Below are 26270 nucleotides of genomic sequence, written 5' to 3'. Positions count from 1 at the left end.
GGGCGGTGAAGGGGAGTGTGTAAAGTCCTGTAGCTTGCTGGACGTCGAGTTTTAACCTGTATACCCTACGCGGATAGCACTAAAATTCGACTAATGGAATATCGGCAACAGAAGGTTCGGCAAGCACATGGGAACGCAGGAAAGTCATATCAGGGAATTGCTGGTCTGGATTGAAGATAACCTGACCAATCCACTGTCGTTGGATATCGTTTCCGCCAAGTCTGGCTATACGAAATGGTACCTGCAGCGTATGTTTAAGAAGCAGACCGGATTATCGTTAGCCTCGTATATCCGCGCTCGCCGCCTCTACCTCGCCGCCTTCGCCTTGCGTTTCACGCAGAAGAGCATCCTCGATATCTCGGTCGAATACCAATTCGATAACCAGCAGACGTTCTCGCGCTGTTTCAAGAAACACTTCGCCGAATCGCCCAGCGTGTATCGCCATGCCCGCAAGCAGGACTTCAGCAATCTGGTGCGTTCGCTGGCGGCCAGCCAGCCCGGCGATATTCAGGTTGAACGCGTCAGCATTGCCAGAGGGCAATACGCCTTTCACGGCAAACAGTACGCTTATCACCTGGATATCGAGAAGCTGGACAAGTCGCACCTGCCGCAGCGCAGCGCGCTGCGGGGGCAGTTCTACACCTTGTTGGGCGAGCGCCCGACGCAAACCTATTCGTTTACCCAACTGGTACCGGACGGCGAGCGGGTCAGGGTCGATTATACCCTGGGCGTGACGACGGAATACCCGCTGCGCGAAGGCGTGGTGCTGGAGGCGCTGCCGGAGATCCACGGCGAGTTTTGCCTTTTTCGCTATTCCGGCAAGCCGGTGGCGCTCAACGACCACATCATTCAAATCTACACGCAGGTGTTGCCCGAAATGGGGCTGGCCCGCGGTGACGGGCCGGACATGACGGTGTTCAGCTATTCGCTGAGCGGGAAAGAGGAGCTGTATTTGGAGCTTCAACATCTGGTGCCGGTGGTGCCGCTGCATTGATCCCGTCGGCGGCCGGCAGCCGGTTTTTTTGCTGCACGATCGCCGCCATCACCGCCAGGGCGATCTCCGCCGGGGTTTTGCTGCCCAGCGGCAGGCCGATCGGCGCATGGATGCGTTCCAGCTCCTGCGGCGTGAATTCGGCAATCTGCTGCAAACGCTGGCGCCGCCGCGCGCTGTTTCTGAGCGATCCCATGGCGCCGATGTAAAACGCCGGGGTGTGGATCGCTTCCATCAGCGTCAGGTCGTCCATGCGCGGATCGTGGGTCAGCGCCACGACGGCGGTATTGGCGTGGCATCCCCCTTCCTCAATAAATTTGGCCGGAAACTGACGCAGCAGCGTCACGCCCGGTTTCAGCTCGGCGGCAAAGTTATCCAGTACTTCCGGACGGCTCTCGCACACCAGCACCTCAAACCCCAGCGCCACGGCGAAATCGGCGCAGTACAGCGCCACGCTGGACAGCCCGGCGATCAGCAGGCGCGGCGCGGCCGCGATGTGCAGGGTGATCTGCTCGAGCCGGCGTTCGACCTGCGTAGCACTGGTGAAGTGGCTCTGCTCGAGGCAGTGGCAGGCGTTGGGCAGCGTCAGGCGTTTGATCAACGCGTGATGCCCTTCCAGCGCGCCGGCGATGCGTTGCAGGTAAGCGATGCTGTCTTCACCCGCCGGCAGGTATTCGATCAGCACGTCCAGCACGCCGCCGCAGGGCAGCGCCACGTTGGGCGTCATGCCGCCTTCGCCGTAACGGATCACCTGGCTGGCCGCCTGATACTCCCCGGCGGCCACGCGGCGCAAAAAATCCTCCTCCACGCAGCCGCCCGACAGCGAACCACTGTAGCGGCCGTCGCGAGTCGCCGCCATCAGCGCGCCCGGCGACCGCGGCGAAGAGCCATAGGTACTGAGCACGGTGCATAACCAGACCGGCTGTTGCTGCAGCCAGCTTATCGCCTGGCTGACCACGGTGACATCAAGATGTTGCATAGGTGAATTTACTCGCTGGCCGGGAGTTGCGATGGAAGATCAATATCCTGCACGACGCCGGGGTGCTCAAGCGGCAGCAGGTGCAATGCCGCGCCTTGCAGCAGTTCACGCGCGCCATTATCGCCGCGCAGTTGGCAAAGGGGTTTGCGCAATAGGGCGGAAAAGCCGACCGGGTGGCCGGGCTGTTGCGCATAGCAGGGGCGCACGATCGCGTGCTGCCGTAAGGCATCCGCCACCTGCCGGAAAACCTCGGCGCCGACGAACGGCATATCGGCCAGGTGGATCAGCCAGCCCTGCCAGTGCGGTGTGGCCGCAACGCCCGCGGCGATCGAGTCGCCGAGGCCCGAACTGGCGAGCAGGGTGACCGGCACCTGATTGGCGGCGCACGCTGCCAGCACCGGCAGATTATCCGGCCGGGTCACCACCTGTACCGGCAGGCCGGAGGCCAATGCCTGGCGCAGGGTGTGTTCGAACAGCGATCGCCGCTCACCCGCCGCGTCGGCAAATCCGGTGTTCAATTTGTTGCCCTGGCCGCCGGCCTGAATAAAGCGCTCCCCGCGTCCGGCGGCGGTAATGACAATGCCCGTGGTCATGGTTGAAGTCCGCGTTTGCGCAAATTATTTATTAGCCTACAAACTACCTGTGTTTTGCAAATGTTTTTTTGTTGAAAACAGCCTGTTAATCATCACATAATTTTAGTTATAAGCATATGCTTATGACGTCTACGGCAAGGTCGTCAGCGTTTGCGCAACAACACCGCGAACAAAAACCAATTACAAGAAAGACGTGAAGGACTTATTTATGAGCAATTTCAACCCGTCGCGGCGCCGCTTTATCAAAAGCGCCGTGATTGCGGGGGTGTCTGTGTATCTCGCGCCCCTGTACAGCCGCGCCTACGCCGCGCTGTTCGAGCAAAAAATCCTCCAGTCACCCAACTGGGATCCGCAGACCAAACGCGTCCGTTTCCGCATCGACGGCCGCGCCAAGGTCATGGGGCAAAAAGTGTTCGCGCGCGATATCCGCGCGGTGGACATGCCGCACTGGCCGCAGAAACAGGCGCACGCCTTCATTCTGCGCGTCACCAAAGCCGACCGGCTGTTCGAAGGGATCGATCTGTCGCTGTTGGGGGATGACCTGCAGCCGGATCGCCTGGTGACGGCGGAAGATCTGGCGCGCGACGGCCTGGCCTTCCCGGCGTTCTACGGTGACGACATGCTGCTGCCGAGCGGCAAAACCCCGGCCTACCTCGGCCAGGCGGTGGCGATCCTGATCTATCACGACTTCGCCCGTTTCCGCTTCGCCAAGGACAAGTTGAAATTCCGCGAAGAAACCATCAAATACGGCGCGGTCACCGGCCCGCTGGAGCGCGATCCCTGGGGCAGCTTCCGCTATGTGCGGGTAGGGGGCGATCAACCGTTCGACGACGATCGCTTCTCCAGCCTGAAGGACACGCCAATCTTCCCGGTATCGATGAAAAAACACCTGCCGGTGTGGCCGGAAGGGCGCGAGGGCGGCAAGCTGGATCAGGAAGGCATGCGCTATGCGGGCCTGATCGCCGACGAGATGGCCAATCCGCCGGCCGATTGGCTGGTGATGTCGCGCCGCTACACCACGCAGTCGATCGACACCTCGGCGCTGGAGCCCGACAACGCCAACGGCTGGTTCGACGCGCAGACGCAAACGCTGCATCTGGTGGTGCCGACCCAGTCGCCGCAGGAAGTGGCCGACGAGATGCCGCGCATGCTGGCCAAGCGCAACCCGCCGGTGAAACAGCTGATCCTGCACCCGTGTTACACCGTGGGCTACGGTTCGAAAGATCACTACAACTTCCCGTATTATGGCGCGGTGGCGGCGATGTACGGCGACGGCCACCCGGTGCGCCTGGCCAATGACCGCTTCGAGCAGTTCCAGACGGCGCTGAAGCGCCATGCGTTCGATATGAATTACCGCATCGCGGTGAATCGCCAGACCGGCGTTATGCAGTCGTTCCTCGGCGACATGACGGCGGACGGCGGCGGCCGCAGCAACTTTACCCCTTCGGTGGTGATGGTCGGCGCGACCGCCGCCCAGTCGATTTACTACTTCCCCAAAAGCGATCTGTCGTCGGTCGGGCTGGCCTCGCGCGCCATCGATGCCGGCTCGGCGCGCGGTTACGGCACGCTGCAGAGCATGGCCGCCACCGAGATGATGGTGGACGAGCTGGCCGCCGAACTGAAGATCGACCCGATCGAATTCCGTCTGCGCAACGTGCTGAAATCCGGCATGAAAAACACCCAGGGAGCGATCCCGGCCGGTGCGATCCGCGCCGATGAAGTGCTGGAGAAGGCGGCGAAGCATGAGATGTGGCTCAAGCGCGCCGAACGCAAGGCCGAGTTTGAGAGCCGCCATCCCGGCAAGCGCTATGGCGTTGGCTTCGGCTGCGTGCAAAAAGACTTTGGCACCGGGGCGGAAACCTCATTCGCCCGGGTGGAGCTGAGCGAAGACGGCCGCATCACGCTGCATCACAGCGGCGCGGAGATGGGCACCGGCATGTCGACCTCGCAGTCGGTGCTGTGCGCACAGTGGCTGGGCAAACCGGCCGACGAAGCGCATTTCTCGGTCACCGACTGGTCGGTGCTGCCGATGGTCACCAGCGGCGATCCCTACCTGATGTCGCAAGAAGATCAGGACAAGCTGCAAACCAACCCTAACTGGACGCCGAGCTACTGTTCGCCGTCCAGCGCCAGCAACTCGGCCTATTACTTCTCGCACAGCACCCGCGAAGCGGCGCGCCTGATCTTCGATCACGGCCTGTGGCCGGCGGCGATGGCGTTGTGGCAGGCCGGCATCGGCGGCGGCCAGGCGGCGCCGCTGGTGGTGCGGCGTGAAGATGCGCGTTGGGTCGAAGGCGGCCTGACGGCGGCGGGCATGTCGGTGCTGAGCCTCGAACTGCTGGCCAAGACGGCTTATCAGATGGGCGGCGTCACCGGCGCGGCGGTACACGTCTTCAACCGCTGGCAATGGGCGGAGGCTGATTTCACGATGAACGGCAAAAGCGAACGCCTGCCGATCGACGGCATGGCGCTGCGCAATGCCGGCGGCGAATTCAAACCGCTGGCGCGTGGGCAGGTCTACTACCCGCCAACCCAGCGCAACAATGCGGCGGTGACCTACTACAGCGCCGTCGGCACGCTGGCGGAAGTGGCGGTGGATATCGCCACCGGCCAGGTGGAATTGCTGAATCACCATTCGATCATGGAGTGCGGCAACCTGATCGTGCCGGAACTGGTTTCCGGCCAGCTGCAGGGCGGGCTGGCGATGGGTATCGGCCATGCGCTGCACGAATATTTACCGCTGTACGAAGACGGCCCGGGCAACGGCACCTGGAACTTCAACCGTTACCATCTGCCGCGCGCCAGCGACGTGGCGGTGTGGAAGCAGAGCGGCGACATCCTGCCGGCGCTGTCGGAAACCGATCCGCCGAAAGGCATGGCGGAGGTGGTGATGATCCCGATCGTGGCCGCGCTGGTCAACGCCATCGCCGATGCCACCGGCCACCGTTTCCGTGATTTGCCCGTTCGTGCAGAAAATATTCGTGAGGTATTACAATGAGCATTAAAACCCAGCCGATTTCCCTGACCATCAACGAGAAACCGTACGGCCCGATCGAGGTGCCGGAAGGCTTGATGATGATCGATTTCCTGCACGAGTATCTCGATCTGACCGGTTCGCGCCTCGGCTGCGGGCAGGGCATTTGCCACGCCTGCGTGGCGATCGTCGATCACCCGAGCGGCACCAGCGAAGAGGTGCGCACCTGCATCACCGGCGCGCATTTCTTCAACGGCAAGAAAGTGCGTACCGTCGAAGGCCACGCCAAGGTGGACGAGCAGGGCGAGGTGGTTGAACTGTCGCCGATCCAGCAGGCGTTTCTGGAACACTACAGCTTCCAGTGCGGCTACTGCACGCCGGGCTTCGTCAACGCCGCCACCATTTTCGTGGAAAAGCTCAAGCGTGAGCCTATCGCTCGCGAGCAGCTGGAAAGCGCCATCGAGCAGGCGCTGGACAGCCACATCTGCCGCTGCACCGGCTACGTGCGCTACTACGAAGCGGTGCGCGACGTGGTGCTGAAAACGCCGGGCCTGCTGAAGGAGACGGCGCAATGAAAAAACGTCTCGCAGTGTTGATTTTGCTGGTGGCGATCGTGGTGATTGCGCTGCTGTGGTGGCGGGAAAACCGCCGTTACGACGGCCCGGTGCAGCAGGTGACCGCCGACGCCGAACAGATCGTCCGCGGCCGCTATCTGGCGCAGGCCGCCGACTGCGCCGCCTGTCATACCGCCAGCGGCGGGGCGCCGTTGGCCGGCGGCTATCCGCTGGAAACGCCGTTCGGTACGATTTACGGCAGCAATCTGACGCCGTCGGCCGACCACGGTATCGGGCGCTGGACCAAGGACGACTTCTTCCTGGCGCTGACGCAGGGCGTGGCACCGGGCGGGCGGCACCTGTACCCGGCGATGCCTTACACCTCGTACAAGGGCATGTCGCGTCAGGACGCCGACGACATCTACGCTTACCTGATGACGCGCCCGGCGGTGGACGTCGCCATTCCGGCCAACGAGATGCCGTTCCCGTTCAACCAGCGCATGGCGCTGATCGGCTGGAACCTGCTGTTCCGCAGCCAGGATCCGCTGCCGGCCAGTTCGCAGGGCAGTTCGCCGCAATGGCAGCGCGGCCGCTATCTGGCCGACGTGCTGGGGCACTGTGGCGAATGCCACACGCCGCGCGGCGCGCTGGGGCAGATGGATCTCGCCAAGCCGATGCAGGGCGGCGATCTCGGCCGCTTCATGGCGCCGGACATTACGCCGCACGGTCTGGCGCAGCGCGGTTGGACGCCGCAGGACGTCAGCCGCTTCCTCAGCACCGGCCTCGCGCCGCAGGGTTCCGCCTTCAGCGAGATGCACATGGTGGTGGATCTCAGCACCCGTCATTTGACGCCGGAAGATCATCAGGCGCTGGCGCTGTATCTGATGGGCGAGCAGCCGCCGGCGGCGGTGCCGGTGAAAATGGGCCAGGGCAGCGATGCCGGGCGCATGGCCTATCTGGATCAGTGCGCCGGCTGTCACGCGCGTGAAGGCGAGGGCAAACCGCACGTGGCACCGGCGATGCGCGATAATGCCACGCTGCGCCAGGCGGACGGCAAGAACCTGATCGTGTCGGTGCTGGACGGCCTCCCGGCCCAGCAGTTCCCGAACGATGAAAGCATGCAGAGCATGCCGGGCTTCGGCGAGCGGCTGAGCGATGCCGAAGTAGCGGAGCTGGTGAATTACCTGCGCGTGACCTGGGGCGGCTTGCCGGCGGATATCACCGCCGAGCAGGTGAAAGCGCTGCGCAAGTAAGCGGCGTTCAGGCGAAAAAAATGGCCCGCATCTGCGGGCCATTTTATTGCGCGGTCACGGGGGTCAACGACTGGTGACGCCATCGACGCGTTGGCTACGCTGTTTGATAGCGTAACCGACGGCCAGGATCGCCACCCACACCGGGATCAGCAGCACCGAGATTTGAATGCCCGGCGTCAGGTACATGATCACCAGGATGCCGGCCATGAACAGCAGGCACAGGTAGTTGCTGAACGGGTACCAGAAGGCTTTGAACTTCGGCACCACGCCTTCGCGGTTTTTGGCGGCGCGGAACTTCAGATGCGCCAGGCTGATCATCGCCCAGTTGATCACCAGCGCCGATACCACCAATGCCATCAGCAATTCGAAGGCCCGCCCCGGGATCAGGTAGTTAATCAGCACGCACAGCGCGGTGGCGAGGGCGGAGATACCGATGGCCACCACCGGCACGCCGCGGCCGTCGACCTTCAGCAGGCTTTTCGGGCCGTTGCCCTGCTGCGCCAGGCCGTACAGCATACGGCTGTTGCAGTAGACGCAGCTGTTGTACACCGACAGCGCGGCGGTGAGCACCACGATGTTCAGCACGGTCGCCACCAGGTTGCTGTTCAACGCGTGGAAGATCAGCACGAACGGGCTGCCGCCTTCAACCACTTTGCCCCACGGGTACAGCGACAGCAAAATGGCCAGCGAACCGATATAGAAGATCAGGATGCGGTAGATCACCTGATTGGTGGCTTTCGGAATGCTTTTTTGCGGGTTGTCGGCTTCGGCGGCGGTGATGCCGACCAGCTCGAGGCCGCCGAAGGAGAACATGATCACCGCCATCGCCATTACCAGGCCCATGACGCCATTGGGGAAGAACCCGCCCTGCGCCCACAGGTTGGTGACGGTGGCCTCCGGGCCGCCCATGCCGCTGAACAGCAGGTAGGCGCCGAACACGATCATGCCGATAATCGCCACCACTTTGATGATGGCGAACCAGAACTCCATCTCGCCGTAAACTTTAACGTTGGCCAGGTTGATGGCGTTGATCGCCAGGAAGAACACCGCGGCGGAGACCCAGGTGGGGATCTCCGGCCACCAATACTGCACATAGATGCCGACCGCGGTCAGCTCCGCCATCGCCACCAGGACATACAGCACCCAGTAGTTCCAGCCGGAAGCGAAGCCGGCAAAATTGCCCCAGTATTTGTAGGCAAAGTGGCTAAAGGAACCGGCGACCGGCTCTTCCACCACCATTTCACCCAGCTGGCGCATGATCAGAAACGCGATGAAGCCACCGATGGCGTAGCCGAGAATAACCGATGGGCCGGCCATTTTTATTGTTTGAGCGATACCGAGAAATAACCCGGTGCCGATTGCGCCACCTAAGGCGATGAGCTGAATATGGCGGTTTTTCAGGCCGCGTTTCAGCTGGTCACCATGCTGTTGACCATCCATCAATCTAACCCTCTGTCGTTGTGAATGCCCACATGCCCGTAAAGCAGTGGTTACGATGTGTGTTTTGTTTTATTTACGGCGTTATAGCTATTAATTCCACGGCGCCGCTACCGTTTGGCAGAGAATAATGTTATGCGCGTCGGTTTGCACCTGCTTTGTCGTGTGAGTGATTAAGATTGCAGCAGTTTAGGAAACAAAATGCGGGTTGTGTGACGGCAGGGGGGATTCAGTGCATGAAATAAGCAACAAATCACATAATGCGCAAAAATAACGTAGATCTGAACGGCGGCGTGCGTTCAAATAATGAACGAACTCCCGTTGCGCTGCTCGCCAAATAGTCATTCATCAAAGCGTCATAACCATGCAATAAAACTCGGGCAAAAAGTTTGCACTCTGCCTTGCGTAAGGTTTGGTAAAAGTTAAATCCCCAACCCGGCGCGTAAATGGTAATACCATCACGGCGTTACCGGTTTGCAGCGGGGTTTTCAGCGGGGTGTTAAAATGTGCGGGTAACCTGATTTCGATCAAGGCCCGTATGGACAGGAGGTGAATACTTTGTTACTTTACCGTCACGTTTTTGAAATTGGTATTACCAATTGACTCCGCGCCATTCGCAGAGAAGAATTCACTCATGGCCTACAGCAAAATCCGCCAACCCAAGTTGTCAGATGTTATCGAGCAACAGCTCGAATACCTGATCCTCGAGGGGACACTCCGCCCAGGCGAAAAACTGCCTCCGGAGCGCGAGCTGGCGAAACAATTTGATGTCTCCCGTCCTTCTCTGAGAGAGGCCATTCAGCGCCTGGAAGCGAAAGGGCTGCTCCTGCGCCGTCAGGGCGGCGGCACCTTCGTGCAAACTAATCTGTGGCAGAGCTTCAGCGATCCGCTGGCCGAGCTGCTGGCCGACCATCCCGAATCACAGTTCGATCTGTTGGAAACCCGTCACGCGCTGGAAGGCATTGCCGCCTATTACGCGGCGCTGCGCGGCACCGATGAAGATCTGGCGCGCATCCGCGACTGCCATATCGTGATTCAACAGGCTCAAGACAGCGGCGATCTCGACGCCGAAGCCGATGCGGTCATGCAGTATCAAATCGCCGTGACCGAAGCTGCCCACAACGTTGTGTTACTTCACCTGCTACGCTGCATGGGGCCGATGCTGGAACAGAACGTGCGTCAGAACTTTGAATTGCTCTACTCGCGCCGTGAAATGTTGGCAAAAGTGAGCAGCCACCGCGCCGGGATTTTTGAGGCGATTGTGGCACGCGAGCCGGAAAAGGCCCGTGAAGCCTCGCATCGCCACTTGGCGTTTATCGAGGAAATCTTGCTGGATCTCAGCCGGGAGCATACTCGGCGCGAGAGATCGCTACGGCGTCTCCAGCAACGCAAGGATTAAGAGCTGTCCTCTTCAGGGTACACCAGCCTGCGGGGGTTAAGTTCGAGGTACTTAGTTAAGTACTTAAGCGGCAACTAAACTGATGGGCCTGTCTTCGTGTGTTTTTGCACAGAACACAGGAAGACAGGCTCCAAACAAACCATTAGACAGATAAGGAATACCACCATGTCAGAACGTTTAAACAATGACGTGGATCCGATCGAAACCCGCGACTGGCTGCAGGCGATCGAATCGGTCATCCGTGAAGAGGGTGTTGAGCGAGCTCAGTTTCTGATTGATCAGGTATTGGGAGAAGCCCGCAAAGGCGGCGTTAACGTTGCGGCCGGTGCTGCAGCGCACAACTACGTCAACACCATCGCGGTAGAAGACGAACCGGCCTACCCAGGCAACCTGGATCTGGAACGCCGCATTCGCTCTGCGATCCGTTGGAACGCGGTCATGACCGTTCTGCGCGCATCCAAAAAAGACCTGGAGCTGGGCGGCCACATGGCTTCCTTCCAGTCTTCCGCGACCTTCTATGAAGTCTGCTTTAACCACTTCTTCCGCGCACGCAACGAGAAAGACGGCGGCGACCTGGTGTACTTCCAGGGCCACATCTCTCCGGGCGTTTACGCGCGTGCCTTCCTTGAAGGCCGCCTGACCGAAGAACAAATGAACAACTTCCGTCAGGAAGTGCACGGCAACGGCCTGTCCTCTTACCCGCATCCTAAACTGATGCCGGAATTCTGGCAGTTCCCGACCGTTTCCATGGGCCTGGGCCCAATCAGCGCCATCTATCAGGCGAAGTTCCTGAAATATCTGGAACACCGTGGCCTGAAAGACACCTCTGAGCAGACCGTTTACGCCTTCCTGGGCGACGGCGAGATGGATGAGCCGGAATCCAAAGGCGCCATCACCATCGCGACCCGCGAGAAGCTGGACAACCTGGTGTTCGTCATCAACTGCAACCTGCAGCGCCTGGACGGCCCGGTCACCGGCAACGGCAAGATCATCAACGAACTGGAAGGCATCTTCTCCGGCGCAGGCTGGCAGGTGCTGAAAGTGATCTGGGGCGGCCGTTGGGACGAACTGCTGCGTAAAGACACCAGCGGTAAACTGGTTCAGCTGATGAACGAGACCCTGGACGGCGACTACCAGACCTTCAAATCCAAAGACGGCGCTTACGTGCGCGAGCACTTCTTCGGCCGTTACCCGGAAACCGCGGCGCTGGTCAAAGACATGACCGACGACGAAATCTGGGCGCTGAACCGTGGTGGTCACGATCCGAAGAAAATCTTCGCTGCACTGAAAAAAGCGCAGGACACCAAAGGCAAACCGACCGTTATCCTGGCCCACACCATCAAAGGTTACGGCATGGGTGAAACCGCGGAAGGTAAAAACATCGCTCACCAGGTGAAGAAAATGAACATGGAAGGGGTTCACCACTTCCGCGATCGTTTCAACGTGCCGGTTGCCGATGCTGACATCGAAAAACTGCCGTACATCACCTTCGAGAAAGAGTCCGAAGAGTACAAATACCTGCACGAACGTCGCCAGGCGCTGAAAGGCTACGTGCCGACGCGTCTGCCGGAGTTCACCCAGAAGCTGGAAATGCCGGCGCTGGAAGATTTCAGCTCGCTGCTGGAAGAGCAGAACAAAGAGATCTCCACCACTATCGCCTTCGTGCGTGCCCTGAACGTGATGCTGAAGAACAAGTCGATCAAAGATCGCCTGGTGCCAATCATCGCCGACGAAGCGCGTACTTTCGGTATGGAAGGTCTGTTCCGTCAGATCGGTATCTACAGCCCGAACGGCCAGCAGTACACCCCGCAGGACCGTGAGCAGGTGGCTTACTACAAAGAAGACGAGAAAGGCCAAATCCTGCAGGAAGGCATCAACGAACTGGGCGCAGCCTCTTCCTGGCTGGCCGCAGCGACTTCCTACAGCACCAACGATCTGCCGATGATTCCGTTCTACATCTACTACTCGATGTTCGGTTTCCAACGTATCGGCGACCTGTGCTGGGCAGCGGGCGACCAACAGGCGCGCGGCTTCCTGATCGGCGGGACCTCGGGCCGTACTACCCTGAACGGCGAAGGTCTGCAGCACGAAGATGGCCACAGCCACATTCAGTCTCTGACCATCCCTAACTGCATCTCTTACGATCCGGCTTACGCGTACGAAGTGGCGGTGATCATGCACGACGGTCTGGTGCGCATGTATGGCGACAACCCGGAAAACGTGTACTACTACCTGACCACGCTGAACGAAAACTACCACATGCCTGCGATGCCGCAGGGTGCGGAAGAAGGTATCCGCAAGGGTATCTACAAGCTGGAAACGCTGGAAGGCAGCAAAGGCAAGGTACAGCTGCTGGGCTCCGGTGCCATCCTGCGCCACGTGCGCGAAGCTGCGCAGATCCTGGCGAAGGACTACGGCGTGGGTTCCGACACCTACAGCGTGACCTCGTTCACCGAACTGGCGCGCGACGGCCAGGATTGCGAGCGCTGGAACATGCTGCACCCAACCGAAACGCCACGCGTGCCTTACATCGCTCAGGTGATGAGCGACGCGCCGGCGGTAGCTTCTACCGACTACATGAAACTGTTCGCCGAACAGGTTCGTACTTATGTGCCGGCCAGCGACTATCGCGTACTGGGCACCGACGGCTTCGGTCGTTCGGACAGCCGCGAAAACCTGCGTCACCACTTCGAAGTCGATGCATCCTACGTGGTGGTTGCTGCTCTGGGTGAACTGGCTAAACGCGGTGAGATCGAAGCTTCTGTGGTTGCCGATGCAATCAAGAAATTCGACATCAACCCGGAAAAAGTTAACCCGCGTCTGGCCTAAGAGGTACTGAATAATGTCTATCGAAATCAACGTACCGGACATCGGTGCAGATGAAGTCGAAATCACCGAGATCCTGGTGAAGGTCGGCGATAAAGTTGAAGCGGAACAATCGCTGATCACCGTGGAAGGCGACAAGGCCTCCATGGAAGTGCCCTCCCCGCAGGCGGGTGTGGTGAAAGAGATCAAAGTGGCGGTCGGCGATAAAACCGAGACCGGCAAACTGATCATGATCTTCGAAGCGGCAGGCGCAGCGGAAGCTGCACCGGCGGCGAAAGCGGAAGAAAAACCGGCGGCAGCAGCGGCCCCGGCCGCCGCTGCGGCTAAAGACGTTGCCGTGCCGGACATCGGCGCTGACGAAGTCGAAGTGACCGAGATCCTGGTGAAAGTGGGCGACAAGGTGGAAGCCGAGCAGTCCCTGATCACCGTAGAAGGCGACAAGGCTTCCATGGAAGTTCCTGCGCCGTTCGCGGGCACCGTGAAAGAGATCAAGATCGCGACCGGCGACAAAGTGAAAACCGGTTCCCTGATCATGGTGTTCGAAGTGGCCGGCGCCGCTTCCGCTGCGGCCCCGGCTGCGGCGCAAGCACCTGCCGCCGCTGCAGCGCCTGCGGCCTCTGCGGCCAAAGACGTCGCCGTGCCGGATATCGGCGGCGACGAAGTCGAAGTGACCGAAGTGATGGTTAAGGTGGGCGACAAGGTTGCCGCCGAGCAGTCTCTGATCACCGTGGAAGGCGACAAGGCCTCCATGGAAGTGCCTGCACCGTTCGCGGGTACCGTGAAAGAGATCAAGATCGCGACCGGCGACAAAGTGAAAACCGGCTCCCTGATCATGGTGTTCGAAGTGGAAGGCGCTGCGCCTGCCGCTGCCGCCGCTCCAGCCGCTAAAGCGGAAGCTGCGCCGGCACCGGCCGCCGCTAAAGCCGCCGCACCGGCTGCGAAAGCTGACGACAAAGGCGAGTTCGCCGAGAACGCGGCATACGTGCACGCGACCCCGGTCATTCGTCGTCTGGCGCGTGAATTCGGCGTTAACCTGGCGAAAGTGAAAGGCACCGGTCGTAAAGGCCGCATCCTGCGCGAAGACGTTCAGGCTTACGTGAAAGACGCGGTGAAACGCGCTGAAGCGGCTCCGGCTGCTGCCGGCGGCGGTCTGCCAGGCATGCTGCCATGGCCGAAAGTGGACTTCAGCAAGTTCGGCGAGATCGAAGAAGTCGAAATGGGCCGCATCCAGAAGATCTCTGGCGCGAACCTGAGCCGCAACTGGGTGATGATCCCGCACGTGACTCACTTCGACAAAACCGACATCACCGATCTGGAAGCGTTCCGCAAACAGCAGAACGAAGAAGCGGCCAAGCGCAAGCTGGACGTGAAGTTCACGCCTGTCGTGTTCATCATGAAAGCCGTTGCTGCCGCTCTGGAGCAGATGCCGCGCTTCAACAGCTCGCTGTCCGAAGACGGTCAGAAGCTGACGCTGAAGAAATACATCAACATCGGCGTGGCGGTTGATACCCCGAACGGCCTGGTGGTTCCGGTGTTCAAGGACGTGAACAAGAAGAGCATCACCGAGCTGTCTCGCGAACTGATGGCCATCTCCAAGAAAGCGCGCGACGGCAAGCTGACTGCGGGCGAGATGCAGGGCGGCTGCTTCACCATCTCCAGCCTGGGCGGCATCGGGACGACTCACTTCGCGCCGATCGTCAACGCGCCGGAAGTGGCTATCCTGGGCGTCTCCAAGTCTGCGATGGAGCCGGTCTGGAACGGTAAAGAGTTCATGCCGCGCCTGATGATGCCGATGTCGCTGTCCTTCGACCACCGCGTTATCGACGGTGCCGATGGTGCGCGCTTCATCACCATCATCAACAACATGTTGTCCGACATTCGCCGTCTGGTGATGTAATGCAAAAGGGGCGCAGCATTCTGCGCCCCTGACGATTCTGTAGCAGTTTTGTCGGATTTTGCACAACTCGACAAAATTGTTGAGACACGGGTCACTCGAACACGCTTTGCAGATTATTAACAATTCTGTAAACTGCTCGCGGTGTAAGCGTCCCGGTGGATGAAGGGCGTTATGAGATCGATTAGCAATAAAAATGACGTCTGACCCGCCGGACAATCAATTAAGAGGTCATGATGAGTACTGAAATTAAAACTCAGGTCGTGGTACTTGGGGCGGGCCCGGCAGGTTACTCTGCAGCCTTTCGTTGCGCTGACTTAGGTCTTGAAACCGTTCTGGTTGAACGATATTCCACTCTGGGCGGGGTTTGCCTGAACGTGGGATGTATCCCTTCCAAAGCACTGCTTCACGTTGCCAAAGTGATCGAAGAAGCCAAAGCGCTGGCCGAACACGGCATCGTTTTCGGCGAGCCGAAAACCGACATCGACAAAGTGCGCGTCTGGAAAGAAAAAGTCATCACTCAGCTGACCGGCGGTCTGGCTGGCATGGCGAAAGGCCGTAAAGTGAAAGTGGTCAACGGCCTGGGCAAGTTCACCGGCGCTAACACCCTGGTTGTGGAAGGCGAAAACGGCCCAACCACCATCAACTTCGACAACGCCATCATCGCTGCAGGTTCTCGTCCGATCCAACTGCCATTCATTCCTCATGAAGATCCACGCGTGTGGGATTCCACCGATGCGCTGGAACTGAAAACCGTCCCAGAGCGTCTGCTGGTTATGGGCGGCGGCATCATCGGCCTGGAAATGGGCACCGTATACCATGCGCTGGGTTCACAGATCGACGTCGTTGAGATGTTCGATCAGGTTATCCCGGCGGCAGATAAAGACGTGGTGAAAGTCTTCACCAAGCGTATCAGCAAGCAGTTCAACCTGATGCTGGAAACCAAAGTGACCGCGGTAGAAGCCAAAGAAGACGGCATCTACGTCACGATGGAAGGTAAAAAAGCGCCGGCAGAGCCACAGCGTTACGACGCGGTGCTGGTGGCGATCGGCCGCGTGCCGAACGGCAAACTGCTGGATGCCGGCAAAGCCGGTGTTGAAGTTGACGAGCGTGGCTTCATCAATGTCGACAAACAGCTGCGCACCAACGTGCCGCACATCTTCGCTATCGGCGACATCGTCGGTCAGCCGATGCTGGCGCACAAAGGCGTGCACGAAGGCCACGTTGCCGCAGAAGTTATCGCCGGCATGAAGCACTACTTCGATCCGAAAGTGATCCCATCCATCGCTTACACCGAGCCGGAAGTGGCATGGGTGGGTCTGACCGAGAAAGAAGCGAAAGAGAAAGGCATCAGCTACGAAACCTCCACCTTCCCGTGGGCGGCTTCCGGCCGTGCGATCGCTTCCGACTGTGCAGACGGCATGACCAAACTGATCTTCGACAAAGAAACTCACCGCATCATCGGTGGCGCGATTGTCGGCACCAACGGCGGCGAGCTGCTGGGTGAAATCGGTCTGGCTATCGAGATGGGCTGCGACGCGGAAGACATCGCGCTGACCATCCACGCTCACCCGACCCTGCACGAATCCGTGGGCCTGGCGGCGGAAATCTACGAAGGCAGCATCACCGACCTGCCTAACCCGAAAGCCAAGAAGAAGTAATTCTGCTGGTTTGACCGGTTAACAAGCGGCTCCTGACAAGGGGCCGTTTTTTTGCTCAAATTCAGAAAGCGGTATTTTTGTGGCCGCAGCGCCAAATTCCGATCTCTCTTCTTATATCCATTCCAACTATATGGATATAATGCCCTGCTAGTCCGGCAGCCGATTACGCTGCGCTCAACGATTCAGCAAAGATTTAATGTTGCTTTTATGTGAACGAATTAACAACCGTTTCAAATCCTGATATGCTGGCTGAGCGGAACCGGGCACTGTACCTTACAGTCCAGGACATCGACAGCAGTGCCCCGTCAGGATAGATGGCATCAATATCGCCGTGCGCTCTACCCATCAGTCTTTCATGCTGTAACGCTGTTTGACCGTGCTTGTTTGCCCCAATCACCGTTTCGGGGCCTTTACGGGCCGATCGCCTAGCCACAGAGTGAAACCCCAAGGGTATAAACCCGGTTTGCATATACGCCAGGCACAATAAATGACAATGAGAGCGAGGAGAACGTCGTGCTAGAAGAATACCGTAAGCACGTAGCCGAGCGTGCCGCTGAGGGCATCGCCCCTAAGCCGCTAGACGCCACCCAAATGGCCGCGCTGGTCGAACTACTGAAGAATCCGCCAAAAGGCGAAGAAGAATTCCTGTTAGACCTGCTGATTAACCGTGTTCCACCGGGCGTCGACGAAGCCGCCTATGTCAAAGCAGGTTTCCTGGCGGCCATCGCCAAAGGCGAAGCGACATCCCCCCTGGTTTCCCCCGAGAAAGCCATTGAACTGTTAGGCACCATGCAGGGCGGTTATAACATTCACCCGCTGATCGACGCCCTGGACAGTGAAACGCTGGCGCCCATCGCCGCCAAAGCGCTGTCCCACACGCTGCTGATGTTCGACAACTTCTACGACGTGGAAGAGAAGGCCAAGGCCGGTAACCCGCACGCCAAGCAGATCATGCAGTCCTGGGCCGATGCCGAATGGTATCTGTCGCGCCCTGAGCTGGCGGAAAAGATCACCGTCACCGTGTTCAAAGTCACCGGCGAAACCAACACCGATGACCTTTCTCCGGCGCCGGACGCCTGGTCGCGTCCGGACATCCCGCTGCACGCGCTGGCGATGCTGAAAAACGAACGTGAAGGCATCGTGCCGGATCAGCCAGGCAGCGTCGGCCCGATCAAACAGATCGAGCTGTTGAACAAGAAAGGCTTCCCGCTGGCCTACGTCGGCGACGTGGTCGGCACCGGTTCTTCCCGTAAATCTGCCACCAACTCCGTGCTGTGGTTTATGGGCGACGACATCCCGCACGTGCCGAACAAGCGCGGCGGCGGCGTGGTGCTGGGCGGCAAGATTGCGCCTATCTTCTTCAACACCATGGAAGATGCCGGCGCCTTGCCGATCGAAGTGGACGTGTCCGAGCTGAACATGGGCGACGTGATCGACGTTTACCCGTACAAAGGTGAAGTGCGCAACCACGAAACCGGCGCGCTGATCGCCAACTTCGAGCTGAAAACCGACGTGCTGCTGGATGAAGTGCGCGCCGGCGGCCGTATCCCGCTGATCATCGGCCGCGGCCTGACCACCAAGGCGCGCGAAGCGCTGGGTCTGCCGCACAGCGACGTGTTCCGTATTGCCAAGCCGGTTGCCGCCAGCAGCAAAGGCTTCTCGCTGGCGCAGAAAATGGTCGGCCGCGCCTGCGGCGTCGCCGGCATTCGCCCTGGCGAGTACTGCGAACCGAAGATGACCTCCGTCGGTTCTCAGGACACTACCGGCCCGATGACCCGCGATGAGCTGAAAGACCTGGCCTGCCTCGGCTTCTCCGCCGATCTGGTCATGCAGTCGTTCTGCCACACCGCCGCGTACCCGAAACCGGTCGACGTGACCACGCACCACACGCTGCCTGACTTCATCATGAACCGTGGCGGCGTCTCGCTGCGTCCGGGCGACGGCGTGATCCACTCCTGGCTGAACCGCATGCTGCTGCCTGACACCGTCGGCACCGGCGGCGATTCCCATACCCGCTTCCCAATCGGCATTTCCTTCCCGGCCGGTTCCGGCCTGGTGGCGTTTGCCGCCGCGACCGGCGTGATGCCGCTGGATATGCCTGAGTCGGTGCTGGTGCGCTTCAAAGGCAAAATGCAGCCGGGCATCACCCTGCGCGATCTGGTGCACGCCATCCCTTACTACGCGATCCAGCAAGGGCTGCTGACCGTCGAGAAGAAGGGCAAGAAAAACATCTTCTCCGGCCGCATTCTGGAGATCGAAGGTCTGCCGGACCTGAAGGTCGAGCAGGCGTTTGAGCTGACCGATGCGTCCGCCGAACGTTCCGCCGCCGGTTGTACCATCAAGCTGGACAAGGCGCCGATCGAAGAGTACCTGAACTCCAACATCGTGCTGCTGAAGTGGATGATCTCCGAAGGTTACGGCGATCGCCGTACGCTGGAGCGCCGTATCCAGGGCATGGAAAAATGGCTGGCGGATCCGCAGCTGCTGGAAGGCGATGCGGATGCGGAATACGCGGCGGTGATCGACATCGATCTGAACGAGATCAAAGAGCCTATCCTGTGCGCGCCGAACGATCCTGACGATGCGCGCCTGCTGTCCGACGTGGCCAACAGCAAAATCGATGAAGTGTTCATCGGTTCTTGCATGACCAACATCGGCCACTTCCGTGCGGCCGGCAAGCTGCTGGATCAGCACAAGGGCCAACTGCCGACCCGTCTGTGGGTGGCGCCGCCAACCAAGATGGACGCGGCTCAGCTGACCGAAGAAGGCTACTACAGCGTCTTCGGCAAGAGCGGCGCGCGTATCGAGATCCCGGGCTGCTCGCTGTGCATGGGCAACCAGGCGCGCGTGGCGGACGGTGCGACGGTGGTCTCCACCTCGACCCGTAACTTCCCGAACCGTCTGGGCACCGGTGCCAACGTTTATCTGGCGTCTGCCGAACTGGCTGCGGTTGCGTCCCTGTTGGGCCGCCTGCCGACGCCGGACGAGTACCAGACCTATATGGCGCAGGTCGACAAGACGGCGGCGGATACCTATCGCTACCTGAACTTTGACCAGTTGGGGCAGTACACCGAAAAAGCTGACGGCGTGATCTTCCAGACCGCCGTGTAAGCCGCTATATTGCGCAACTGTTTAACGGGAGGCCTTGGCCTCCCGTTTTATTTTGCTCAGTTGCCAACTTTGCGAGCGCTCACTGAGTTAGCAATCAATTTATGTTTACACTAAGAAAAAGGGCTCAGGAGGGCATGCTATGGATTACGAATTTCTGCGTGACGTCACCGGTCAGGTGATCGTCAGATTTTCGATGGGGCATGAAGCGATTGGCCACTGGATCAACGAAGAAGTCAAAGGCGATTTCAACCTGCTGGACCGCATCGAAGCCGGTGCGGCCGAGGTCAAAGGCAGCGAACGTCAATGGCAGCTGGAAGGCCATGAATATACGCTGTTGATGGATGGTGAAGAAGTGATGATCCGCGCCAATCAGCTGGAGTTCGAGGGCGATGAAATGGAAGAGGGGATGAACTACTACGACGAAGAAAGCCTCTCATTCTGCGGCGTTGAGGATTTCCTGTTGGTGTTGAAGGCCTATCGTTCTTTCATGCTGAAGTACTAAGCATCAGGGCGCGGCGTGCCGCGCCCTTTCCATCACAGAGGCGGGATATTGCGGCCGTAATAGATTTCCTGCATCTCTTTCCATAGCAGATCGGTGATCTGTTTGCGTTCGGCGGCGCTCAGCGCTTCCGGCTCCGCGTTGAACAGGTAGTGCTTCAGATCGAAATCCTTCAGCAACATCTTGGTATGGAAGATATTTTCCTGGTAAACGTTCACGTCCATCATGTGGTACAGCGCCTTGATGTCTTCCGACATAAAGTTCTGGATCGAATTGATCTCATGATCGATGTAATGTTTCACGCCGTTCACGTCGCGGGTAAAACCGCGCACGCGATAGTCCATGGTGACGATGTCGGATTCCAACTGGTGAATTAAGTAGTTCAGCGCCTTGAGGGGCGAAATGACGCCGCAGGTCGAGACCTCGATATCGGCGCGGAAGGTACACAGTCCGCCTTCAGGATGGCTTTCCGGGTAGGTGTGTACGCAGATGTGGCTCTTGTCCAGGTGCGCGACGACCGTGTTCGGCAGCGGGCCGGGGTGTTCCGACGTATCGACGTCTTTCGGATCGATCGGCTCTTCGCTGACCAGGATGGTGACGCTGGCGCCCTGCGGCTCGTAATCCTGACGCGCGATGTTCAGAATATTGGCGCCGATGATTGAGCAGGTCTCGCTCAGGATCTCGGTCAGCCGGTTGGCGTTATATTGTTCGTCTATGTAGGCGATATAGCCGTCGCGATCGTCCGCGGTCTTGGCGTAACAAATATCGTAAATACAAAAACTCAGGCTCTTGGTCAGGTTGTTGAAGCCGTGCAGTTTTAGCTTATGCAATTTGGGCCACCTCCTTTATCTTCTCGCTTAACGTGTTACGTTCAGGGCATTGAGCAAATATTGCGGCAGGGCAAAGCTGCCGACGTGAATTGCCGGGTTGTAATAACGGCAGTGTAGGCCGCTTTGGTTAAAGCGCTGTTGCAGGGTAGGCAGATCGCGCTGGCGCAGCGCCGGGTTCTGGCTCGCCCAGGCAAAGGTCATGATGCCGCCGTAATAGGTCGGGATCGCCGCCTGATAGAAGCTGACGTCGCTAAAATAGCCGCTCAGTTTGGCGTGGCTGTTGACCGCTTCGTCCTGCTGCAGGAAACAGACGCCGTTTTGCGCGACGAAAATACCGCCCTCATTCAGGCAGCGGGCGCAGCCTTCATAAAACGCCGAGGTGAACAGGCTTTCGCCGGGGCCGATCGGATCGGTGCAGTCGGAGATGATCACATCGAAGGTTTCGTCGGTTTGGTTCACGAAGTTGACGCCATCGTCGATCACCAGCTTGAAGCGCGGATCGTCATAGGCGCCGGCGCTGTGGTTGGGCAGGTATTGGCGGCAGAACTCGACGACACCAGCGTCGATTTCGACCATGGTGATCTGCTCCACGCCAGGGTGCCGGCTGACTTCGCGCAGCATGCCGCCGTCGCCGCCGCCGATAATCAGCACTTTCTTCGCCGCGCCGTGCGCCAGCAGCGGCACGTGGGTCAGCATTTCGTGATAGATAAACTCGTCACGCTCGGTGGTTTGCACCACGCCGTCGAGCGCCATCACGCGCCCCAACACCGGGTTCTCGAAGATCACCAGATCCTGATGATCGGTCTTCTCGCGGTACAGCACCTTCTCTACCGAGAAGTACTGGCCGAAGCCCGTATGCAGCGTTTCGTACCAAATTTCTTTCTGGGTCATGTGCGGGAAACTCCGTAATAACAGCCATGAAAAATCGGCGCAACATCATAGCTAACTCTGTCTGGCGATGCACGGTTGAATTTCAGACAGAGAGAGCGAAAGGCGGGTGGGGGAGAGGGGCGGAATTAGTTGGCGTAGGCCAGCAGGCTCAAAGAGTCGCGCGCCAGCGATTTGCATTTTTTAGGCGTTGGAATGGCGATGCCGCTGAGATCGCGGTAGCTGTCTTCGCCCAGCGCCTTCATGTTAAAGCTGTTGTAGTTGCTCAAATCCCAGCGGTTTTGTTGCGCGAAATAGACGATGGCGCGTTTGATTTGCGCATTTGGCAAATCGTTGTAGCCGCAATCATTTTTCAAATAAATAAATACCGCCGTCAGATCGGCCAGATCTTCCGCCTCGGATTCATTCAGCGCCAGACTGGCGTTGGAGAAGCCCAGCATCGCCAGCAACAGCATCGATAACGTTGTTTTTTTCATCATGAAATAGGCCTGTTTGTCGTTTGCAGACGTTACCACACTTGCCTGTAAAGGCACCAAATTTTATTGCCGCTGGGCGCGGCCTCGCGTTCGTCAATGGCGCTCTCTTGATTGTGAGGCATAGCTTAAAATACCGCCAGGAAAGGCTTGACCTTCCGCCAGGGGGAAGGTTTAGGCTGGCGGCATTGAGTTATATCACTGAGAAAAGGGAGTCAGCGATGTTACGCCGTGATTTTATTAAATTAACCGCCGCGCTGGGCGCCGCGAGCGCATTGCCGTTATGGAGCCGGGCCGCCTGGGCGGCCGATCGGCCGGCCCTGCCGGTACCGCCGCTGTTGACGCCGGACGCGCAGGGAAAGATTGCGCTGGCGCTGCAGGCGGGGGAAACCCGCTGGTTGCCCGGCGCCGCCACCAAAACCTGGGGATTCAACGGCGCGCTGCTCGGGCCGGCGGTGAAGCTGCAGCGTGGCCAGCCGGTAACGGTCGATATCAAAAACAGCCTGGCGGAGGCCAGCACCGTCCACTGGCACGGCCTGGAGATTCCCGGCGACGTCGATGGCGGCCCGCAGGCATTGATTCATCCCGGCGCGACGCGCACGGTGAATTTCACCGTCGATCAACCGGCGGCCACCTGCTGGTTCCACCCGCATACGCACGGTAAAACCGGCAGCCAGGTCATGATGGGGCTGGCGGGGCTGGTGCTGCTGGAAGACGAAGAGAGCGCCAAACTGCCGCTGCCGAAAACCTGGGGACAGGATGATATTCCGGTGATCCTGCAGGATAAGCGGCTGGGCAAAGACGCGCAGATCGAATACCGCCTGGACGTGATGAGTGCGGCGGTGGGCTGGTTTGGCGACCGCATGTTCACCAACGGCGCGCAGTATCCACAACATCTGGCGCCGCGCGGTTGGCTGCGCCTGCGTTTCCTCAACGGCTGCAACGCCCGCTCGCTGAATCTGGCGGCCAGTGACAACCGCCCGCTGTATGTCATCGCCAGCGACGGCGGTTTCCTGGCGGAGCCGGTGAAACTGACCGAGCTGCCGATGCTGATGGGCGAACGCTTTGAAGTGCTGGTCGATGCCTCGGATGGGAAAGCGTTCGATATCGTGACGCTGCCGGTGAAGCAGATGGGCATGACGCTGGCGCCGTTCGATCAAGCGCTGCCGGTGTTGCGCATTCAGCCGTCGCTGGCGCAGGGCATCAAAACCATGCCGGACAGCCTGGTGAAGCTGCCGACGTTGCCTGCCACCACCGGCATCCAGGAGCGTTGGCTGCAGCTGATGATGGATCCGCAGCTGGATATGCTCGGTATGCAGGCGCTGATGGACCGCTATGGTCACCAGGCGATGGCCGGCATGAGCATGAATCATGGCGCGACGGGCGGCGCAGATATGAAAGGCATGGAGAAGGGCGGCATGCAGAGCATGGACCATGGCAACATGAAGGGCATGGATCATGGCAACATGAAGGGCATGGATCATGGCAACATGAAGGGCATGGAACATGGCAATATGGCCGGGATGGATCACGGTAACGCGCAGGGCAAAGCCAAACCGTTCGATTTCAGCCACGGCAACATGATCAACGGCAAGGCCTTCGATATGACCAAGCCGATGTTCGCCGCCAAACGGGGCCAGTATGAAAAGTGGACCATTTCCGGCGAGGGCGACATGATGTTGCACCCGTTCCACATTCACGGCACCCAGTTCCGCATCTTGTCGGAAAACGGCAAACCGCCGGCGGCGCATCGCAGCGGCTGGAAGGACACGGTGCGCGTCGAAGGGTGGCGCAGCGAAGTGCTGGTGCGCTTTGACCATCCGGCCAGCAGCGAACATGCGTACATGGCCCACTGCCACCTGTTGGAACATGAAGATACCGGCATGATGATGGGCTTCACCGTCGCCGATTGATCGCGGCCCGGTGCTCAGGTGGTGGCGCGCTCGCGTCGCCACCGCTTGGTTCAATGAAAGAAGCCGTTATACTGATTAAAATATCAGCTGTTGAGGAGTGCGTCATGCCGACAAAATTGGATCCCATCGTTTCTGAGTTTGAGACTCAAGAGCAGGCTGATAGCTACGATCGTTGGTTCAGAAGCACCGTGGAATCTTCCATCAATAGCGACTCCCCCCGTATTCCCCATGACGAAGTCATGGCCGGCGCTCGTCACATTATCGAGCAGGCGAAAGCCAAAAGAAAATCGGCCTGACCCTTATGTTAACCGTCAAATGGACTGACGAAGCAAAAACGGGTTTATATACGCTGCTGGCTTTTATCGCTGAGCGAAATCCACTTGCCGCGGAGGCTTTGTTGCAACGCATTGAATAGTCGGTTATCCCGTTAGCGGAACATCCTTATCTATTCAGGCCAGGCAGGGTGAACGGGACTCGTGAAATGGTTGTTCATCCTAATTACATTGTGGTTTACCGCGTGCTGGCTGCACATATTGAAATAGTGAGTGTCCCGCACGCTCGTCAGGAATACCCTTAATAAAGAAAACTCCCCTGTCCGGGAGAGAGGCAAGTCGTAACGGCCTATGCTAAACTCTGCGCCTTTCTTCCGGCAACTGACCTGAATACTATGAAACACACTGTAGACGTAATGATTTCCGAGCAGGAAGTTAAGACCCGTATCGCCGAACTTGGCCGCCAGATCACCGAACATTACCGCGACAGCGGCAGCGACATGGTGCTGGTCGGGCTGCTGCGCGGCTCCTTCATGTTCATGGCCGATCTCTGCCGCGCGATCGACGTGCCGCACGAAGTCGATTTTATGACCGCCTCCAGCTACGGCAGCGGCATGTCCACCACCCGCGACGTGAAGATCCTCAAGGATCTGGACGAAGACATTCGCGGCAAAGACGTGCTGATCGTGGAAGACATCATCGATTCCGGCAACACGCTGAACAAAGTGCGCGAGATTTTGGCGCTGCGCGGGCCGAAGTCGCTGGCGATTTGCACCTTGCTGGACAAGCCTGAGCGCCGTGAAGTGCAGGTGCCGGTCGAATATGTCGGCTTCTCGATCCCGGATGAGTTCGTGGTGGGGTATGGCATCGACTACGCTCAGCGCTATCGTCACCTGCCGTACGTCGGCAAAGTGGTGCTGCTGGACGAGTAATCGATGTGAGGCGCGGCCAGCCGCGCCTGCGGCGGGGTTATACGCCTTTATCCTGCTTCAGTTTGGCTATCGCTTTGCGGTAGCCCATCTCCAGGCTCTCGCGGCTGGTCGCCAGCACTTCCATATCGCGCAGGCGGCCGTCCTGAATGCCGTACACCCAACCGTGGATCATCACCTTCTGGCCGCGCTTCCAGGCGGACTGCATGATGGTGGAGTGGCCCAGGTTGTACACCTGCTCAATGACGTTGATCTCGCACAGCATGTCGAAACGCTGTTCCGGCGGCAGCTCGCCCAGCAGCGAGCTGTGCTTGTACCACAGATCGCGAATGTGCAGCAGCCAGTTGTCGATCAACCCCAGCTCCGGGTTTTCCACCGCCGCCTGCACGCCGCCGCAGCCCAGGTGGCCGCAAATGATGATGTGTTCGACTTCCAGCACATCTACCGCATACTGCACCACCGACAGGCAGTTAAGATCGGTATGGATAACGAGGTTTGCCACGTTGCGATGGACGAACAGTTCACCCGGCTCGAGGCCAGTCAGGCGTTCTGCGGGAACGCGGCTGTCAGAGCAACCAATCCATAAGAAGCGGGGCTTTTGCGCCTGGGCTAAACGTTCAAAAAATTCCGGGTCTTCCTGACTGATATTGGCCGACCAGGCCTGGTTGTTGGCGATAAGCGCTTCGATTTCTTTCATGGAGATGATTGACCCGTAACGAACAGATTGCGATGGGGTAATATAGGGTAAGCGTCACAATTTGGAAATCGGAACAGTGGTGCAGCCTCATTTTCCG

Annotated in this window: 21 protein-coding genes; 14 read left to right on the top strand and 7 right to left on the bottom strand. The window is 59.1% G+C overall.

Annotation, left to right across the window (positions count from 1 at the left end; genetic code table 11):
* Positions 1–127 precede the first annotated feature (127 nt).
* Positions 128–994, top strand: coding sequence for a helix-turn-helix domain-containing protein (locus tag QDT79_RS00745; protein WP_308316104.1), 867 nt, complete (start codon positions 128–130; stop codon positions 992–994).
* Here the strand turns inward: QDT79_RS00745 and QDT79_RS00740 are convergent.
* Both QDT79_RS00740 and QDT79_RS00735 read right to left on the bottom strand, forming a co-directional pair.
* On the bottom strand, positions 918–1970 hold the full coding sequence (locus tag QDT79_RS00740) for an XdhC family protein (RefSeq protein WP_063988714.1): 1053 nt from the start codon (positions 1968–1970) through the stop codon (positions 918–920). The genes QDT79_RS00745 and QDT79_RS00740 overlap by 77 nt on opposite strands.
* Before the next feature lie 8 nt (positions 1971–1978).
* Entirely contained in the window at positions 1979–2563 is a 585-nt protein-coding gene (locus QDT79_RS00735) for a nucleotidyltransferase family protein (RefSeq protein ID WP_308316103.1), read from the bottom strand.
* A gap of 208 nt (positions 2564–2771) precedes the next feature.
* On the opposite strand from QDT79_RS00735, the gene QDT79_RS00730 reads away from it, so the two are divergent.
* From QDT79_RS00730 to QDT79_RS00720, 3 genes are read left to right on the top strand one after another with little or no spacing between them, the layout of a single operon-like run.
* Positions 2772–5561, top strand: a complete 2790-nt coding sequence (locus tag QDT79_RS00730; RefSeq protein WP_308316102.1) for a xanthine dehydrogenase family protein molybdopterin-binding subunit — start codon at positions 2772–2774, stop codon at positions 5559–5561.
* Positions 5558–6112, top strand: a complete 555-nt coding sequence (locus tag QDT79_RS00725) for a (2Fe-2S)-binding protein (RefSeq protein ID WP_130017607.1) — start codon at positions 5558–5560, stop codon at positions 6110–6112. The genes QDT79_RS00730 and QDT79_RS00725 overlap by 4 nt, the downstream gene beginning before the upstream one ends.
* Positions 6109–7344 carry a cytochrome c gene (locus QDT79_RS00720; protein ID WP_107227028.1) on the top strand — a complete coding sequence of 412 codons (1236 nt, stop codon included), beginning with the start codon at positions 6109–6111 and terminating at the stop codon, positions 7342–7344. The genes QDT79_RS00725 and QDT79_RS00720 overlap by 4 nt, the downstream gene beginning before the upstream one ends.
* A 63-nt stretch (positions 7345–7407) precedes the next feature.
* On the opposite strand, the gene QDT79_RS00715 is transcribed toward QDT79_RS00720, so the two are convergent.
* Positions 7408–8784: an amino acid permease gene (locus QDT79_RS00715; RefSeq protein WP_048234660.1), complete on the bottom strand. Its 1377-nt coding sequence runs from the start codon at positions 8782–8784 to the stop codon at positions 7408–7410.
* A 631-nt stretch (positions 8785–9415) separates the two neighbouring features.
* On the opposite strand from QDT79_RS00715, the gene pdhR reads away from it, so the two are divergent.
* From pdhR to yacL, 6 genes are all read left to right on the top strand, one after another.
* Positions 9416–10180 carry a pyruvate dehydrogenase complex transcriptional repressor PdhR gene (gene pdhR, locus QDT79_RS00710; RefSeq protein WP_004937490.1) on the top strand — a complete coding sequence of 255 codons (765 nt, stop codon included), beginning with the start codon at positions 9416–9418 and terminating at the stop codon, positions 10178–10180.
* A 165-nt stretch (positions 10181–10345) separates the two neighbouring features.
* Positions 10346–13009 (top strand): pyruvate dehydrogenase (acetyl-transferring), homodimeric type, encoded by a 2664-nt coding sequence (aceE, locus tag QDT79_RS00705; protein ID WP_063988719.1) that lies wholly within the window; start codon positions 10346–10348, stop codon positions 13007–13009.
* Between the two features lie 13 nt (positions 13010–13022).
* Entirely contained in the window at positions 13023–14903 is a 1881-nt protein-coding gene (aceF, locus tag QDT79_RS00700; RefSeq protein ID WP_063988720.1) for a pyruvate dehydrogenase complex dihydrolipoyllysine-residue acetyltransferase, read from the top strand.
* Positions 14904–15136: 233 nt separating this feature from the next.
* Positions 15137–16561 (top strand): dihydrolipoyl dehydrogenase, encoded by a 1425-nt coding sequence (gene lpdA, locus QDT79_RS00695; protein WP_004937500.1) that lies wholly within the window; start codon positions 15137–15139, stop codon positions 16559–16561.
* Between the two features lie 513 nt (positions 16562–17074).
* Positions 17075–19672: a bifunctional aconitate hydratase 2/2-methylisocitrate dehydratase gene (gene acnB / locus QDT79_RS00690; RefSeq protein WP_308316101.1), complete on the top strand. Its 2598-nt coding sequence runs from the start codon at positions 17075–17077 to the stop codon at positions 19670–19672.
* 139 nt (positions 19673–19811) lie between these two features.
* Positions 19812–20174, top strand: coding sequence for a protein YacL (gene yacL / locus QDT79_RS00685; protein ID WP_004937507.1), 363 nt, complete (start codon positions 19812–19814; stop codon positions 20172–20174).
* 32 nt (positions 20175–20206) lie between these two features.
* Here yacL and speD read toward each other — a convergent pair whose 3' ends face one another.
* From speD to QDT79_RS00670, 3 genes are all read right to left on the bottom strand, one after another.
* Positions 20207–21001 (bottom strand): adenosylmethionine decarboxylase, encoded by a 795-nt coding sequence (gene speD, locus QDT79_RS00680; RefSeq protein WP_063988722.1) that lies wholly within the window; start codon positions 20999–21001, stop codon positions 20207–20209.
* A gap of 27 nt (positions 21002–21028) precedes the next feature.
* A complete protein-coding gene (speE, locus tag QDT79_RS00675) occupies positions 21029–21892 on the bottom strand; it encodes a polyamine aminopropyltransferase (RefSeq protein WP_130017605.1) in 864 nt (287 codons plus the stop codon).
* Between the two features lie 125 nt (positions 21893–22017).
* On the bottom strand, positions 22018–22365 hold the full coding sequence (locus QDT79_RS00670) for a YacC family pilotin-like protein (protein ID WP_004937515.1): 348 nt from the start codon (positions 22363–22365) through the stop codon (positions 22018–22020).
* 218 nt (positions 22366–22583) lie between these two features.
* On the opposite strand from QDT79_RS00670, the gene cueO reads away from it, so the two are divergent.
* The 4 genes from cueO to hpt all read left to right on the top strand — a co-directional run bounded on the left by cueO (position 22584) and on the right by hpt (position 25479).
* Complete coding sequence (gene cueO / locus QDT79_RS00665; RefSeq protein WP_197816966.1) at positions 22584–24275, top strand: multicopper oxidase CueO; 1692 nt, start codon at positions 22584–22586, stop codon at positions 24273–24275.
* Positions 24276–24379: 104 nt separating this feature from the next.
* Positions 24380–24571, top strand: a complete 192-nt coding sequence (relB, locus tag QDT79_RS00660; protein WP_049200097.1) for a type II toxin-antitoxin system RelB family antitoxin — start codon at positions 24380–24382, stop codon at positions 24569–24571.
* A 125-nt stretch (positions 24572–24696) separates the two neighbouring features.
* Positions 24697–24852 carry a type II toxin-antitoxin system RelE/ParE family toxin gene (locus QDT79_RS25080; RefSeq protein WP_373275483.1) on the top strand — a complete coding sequence of 52 codons (156 nt, stop codon included), beginning with the start codon at positions 24697–24699 and terminating at the stop codon, positions 24850–24852.
* A 90-nt stretch (positions 24853–24942) separates the two neighbouring features.
* A complete protein-coding gene (gene hpt / locus QDT79_RS00650; protein WP_048234659.1) occupies positions 24943–25479 on the top strand; it encodes a hypoxanthine phosphoribosyltransferase in 537 nt (178 codons plus the stop codon).
* 37 nt (positions 25480–25516) lie between these two features.
* On the opposite strand, the gene can is transcribed toward hpt, so the two are convergent.
* Positions 25517–26173, bottom strand: coding sequence for a carbonate dehydratase (can, locus tag QDT79_RS00645; protein WP_063988725.1), 657 nt, complete (start codon positions 26171–26173; stop codon positions 25517–25519).
* Positions 26174–26270 lie beyond the last annotated feature (97 nt).

The sequence above is a fragment of the Serratia marcescens genome (assembly GCF_029846115.1).
GTDB lineage: Bacteria > Pseudomonadota > Gammaproteobacteria > Enterobacterales > Enterobacteriaceae > Serratia > Serratia marcescens_L.
The sequence above is the reverse complement of the archived record's forward strand: the minus strand, read 5'-3'. Positions and strand labels throughout refer to the sequence as shown.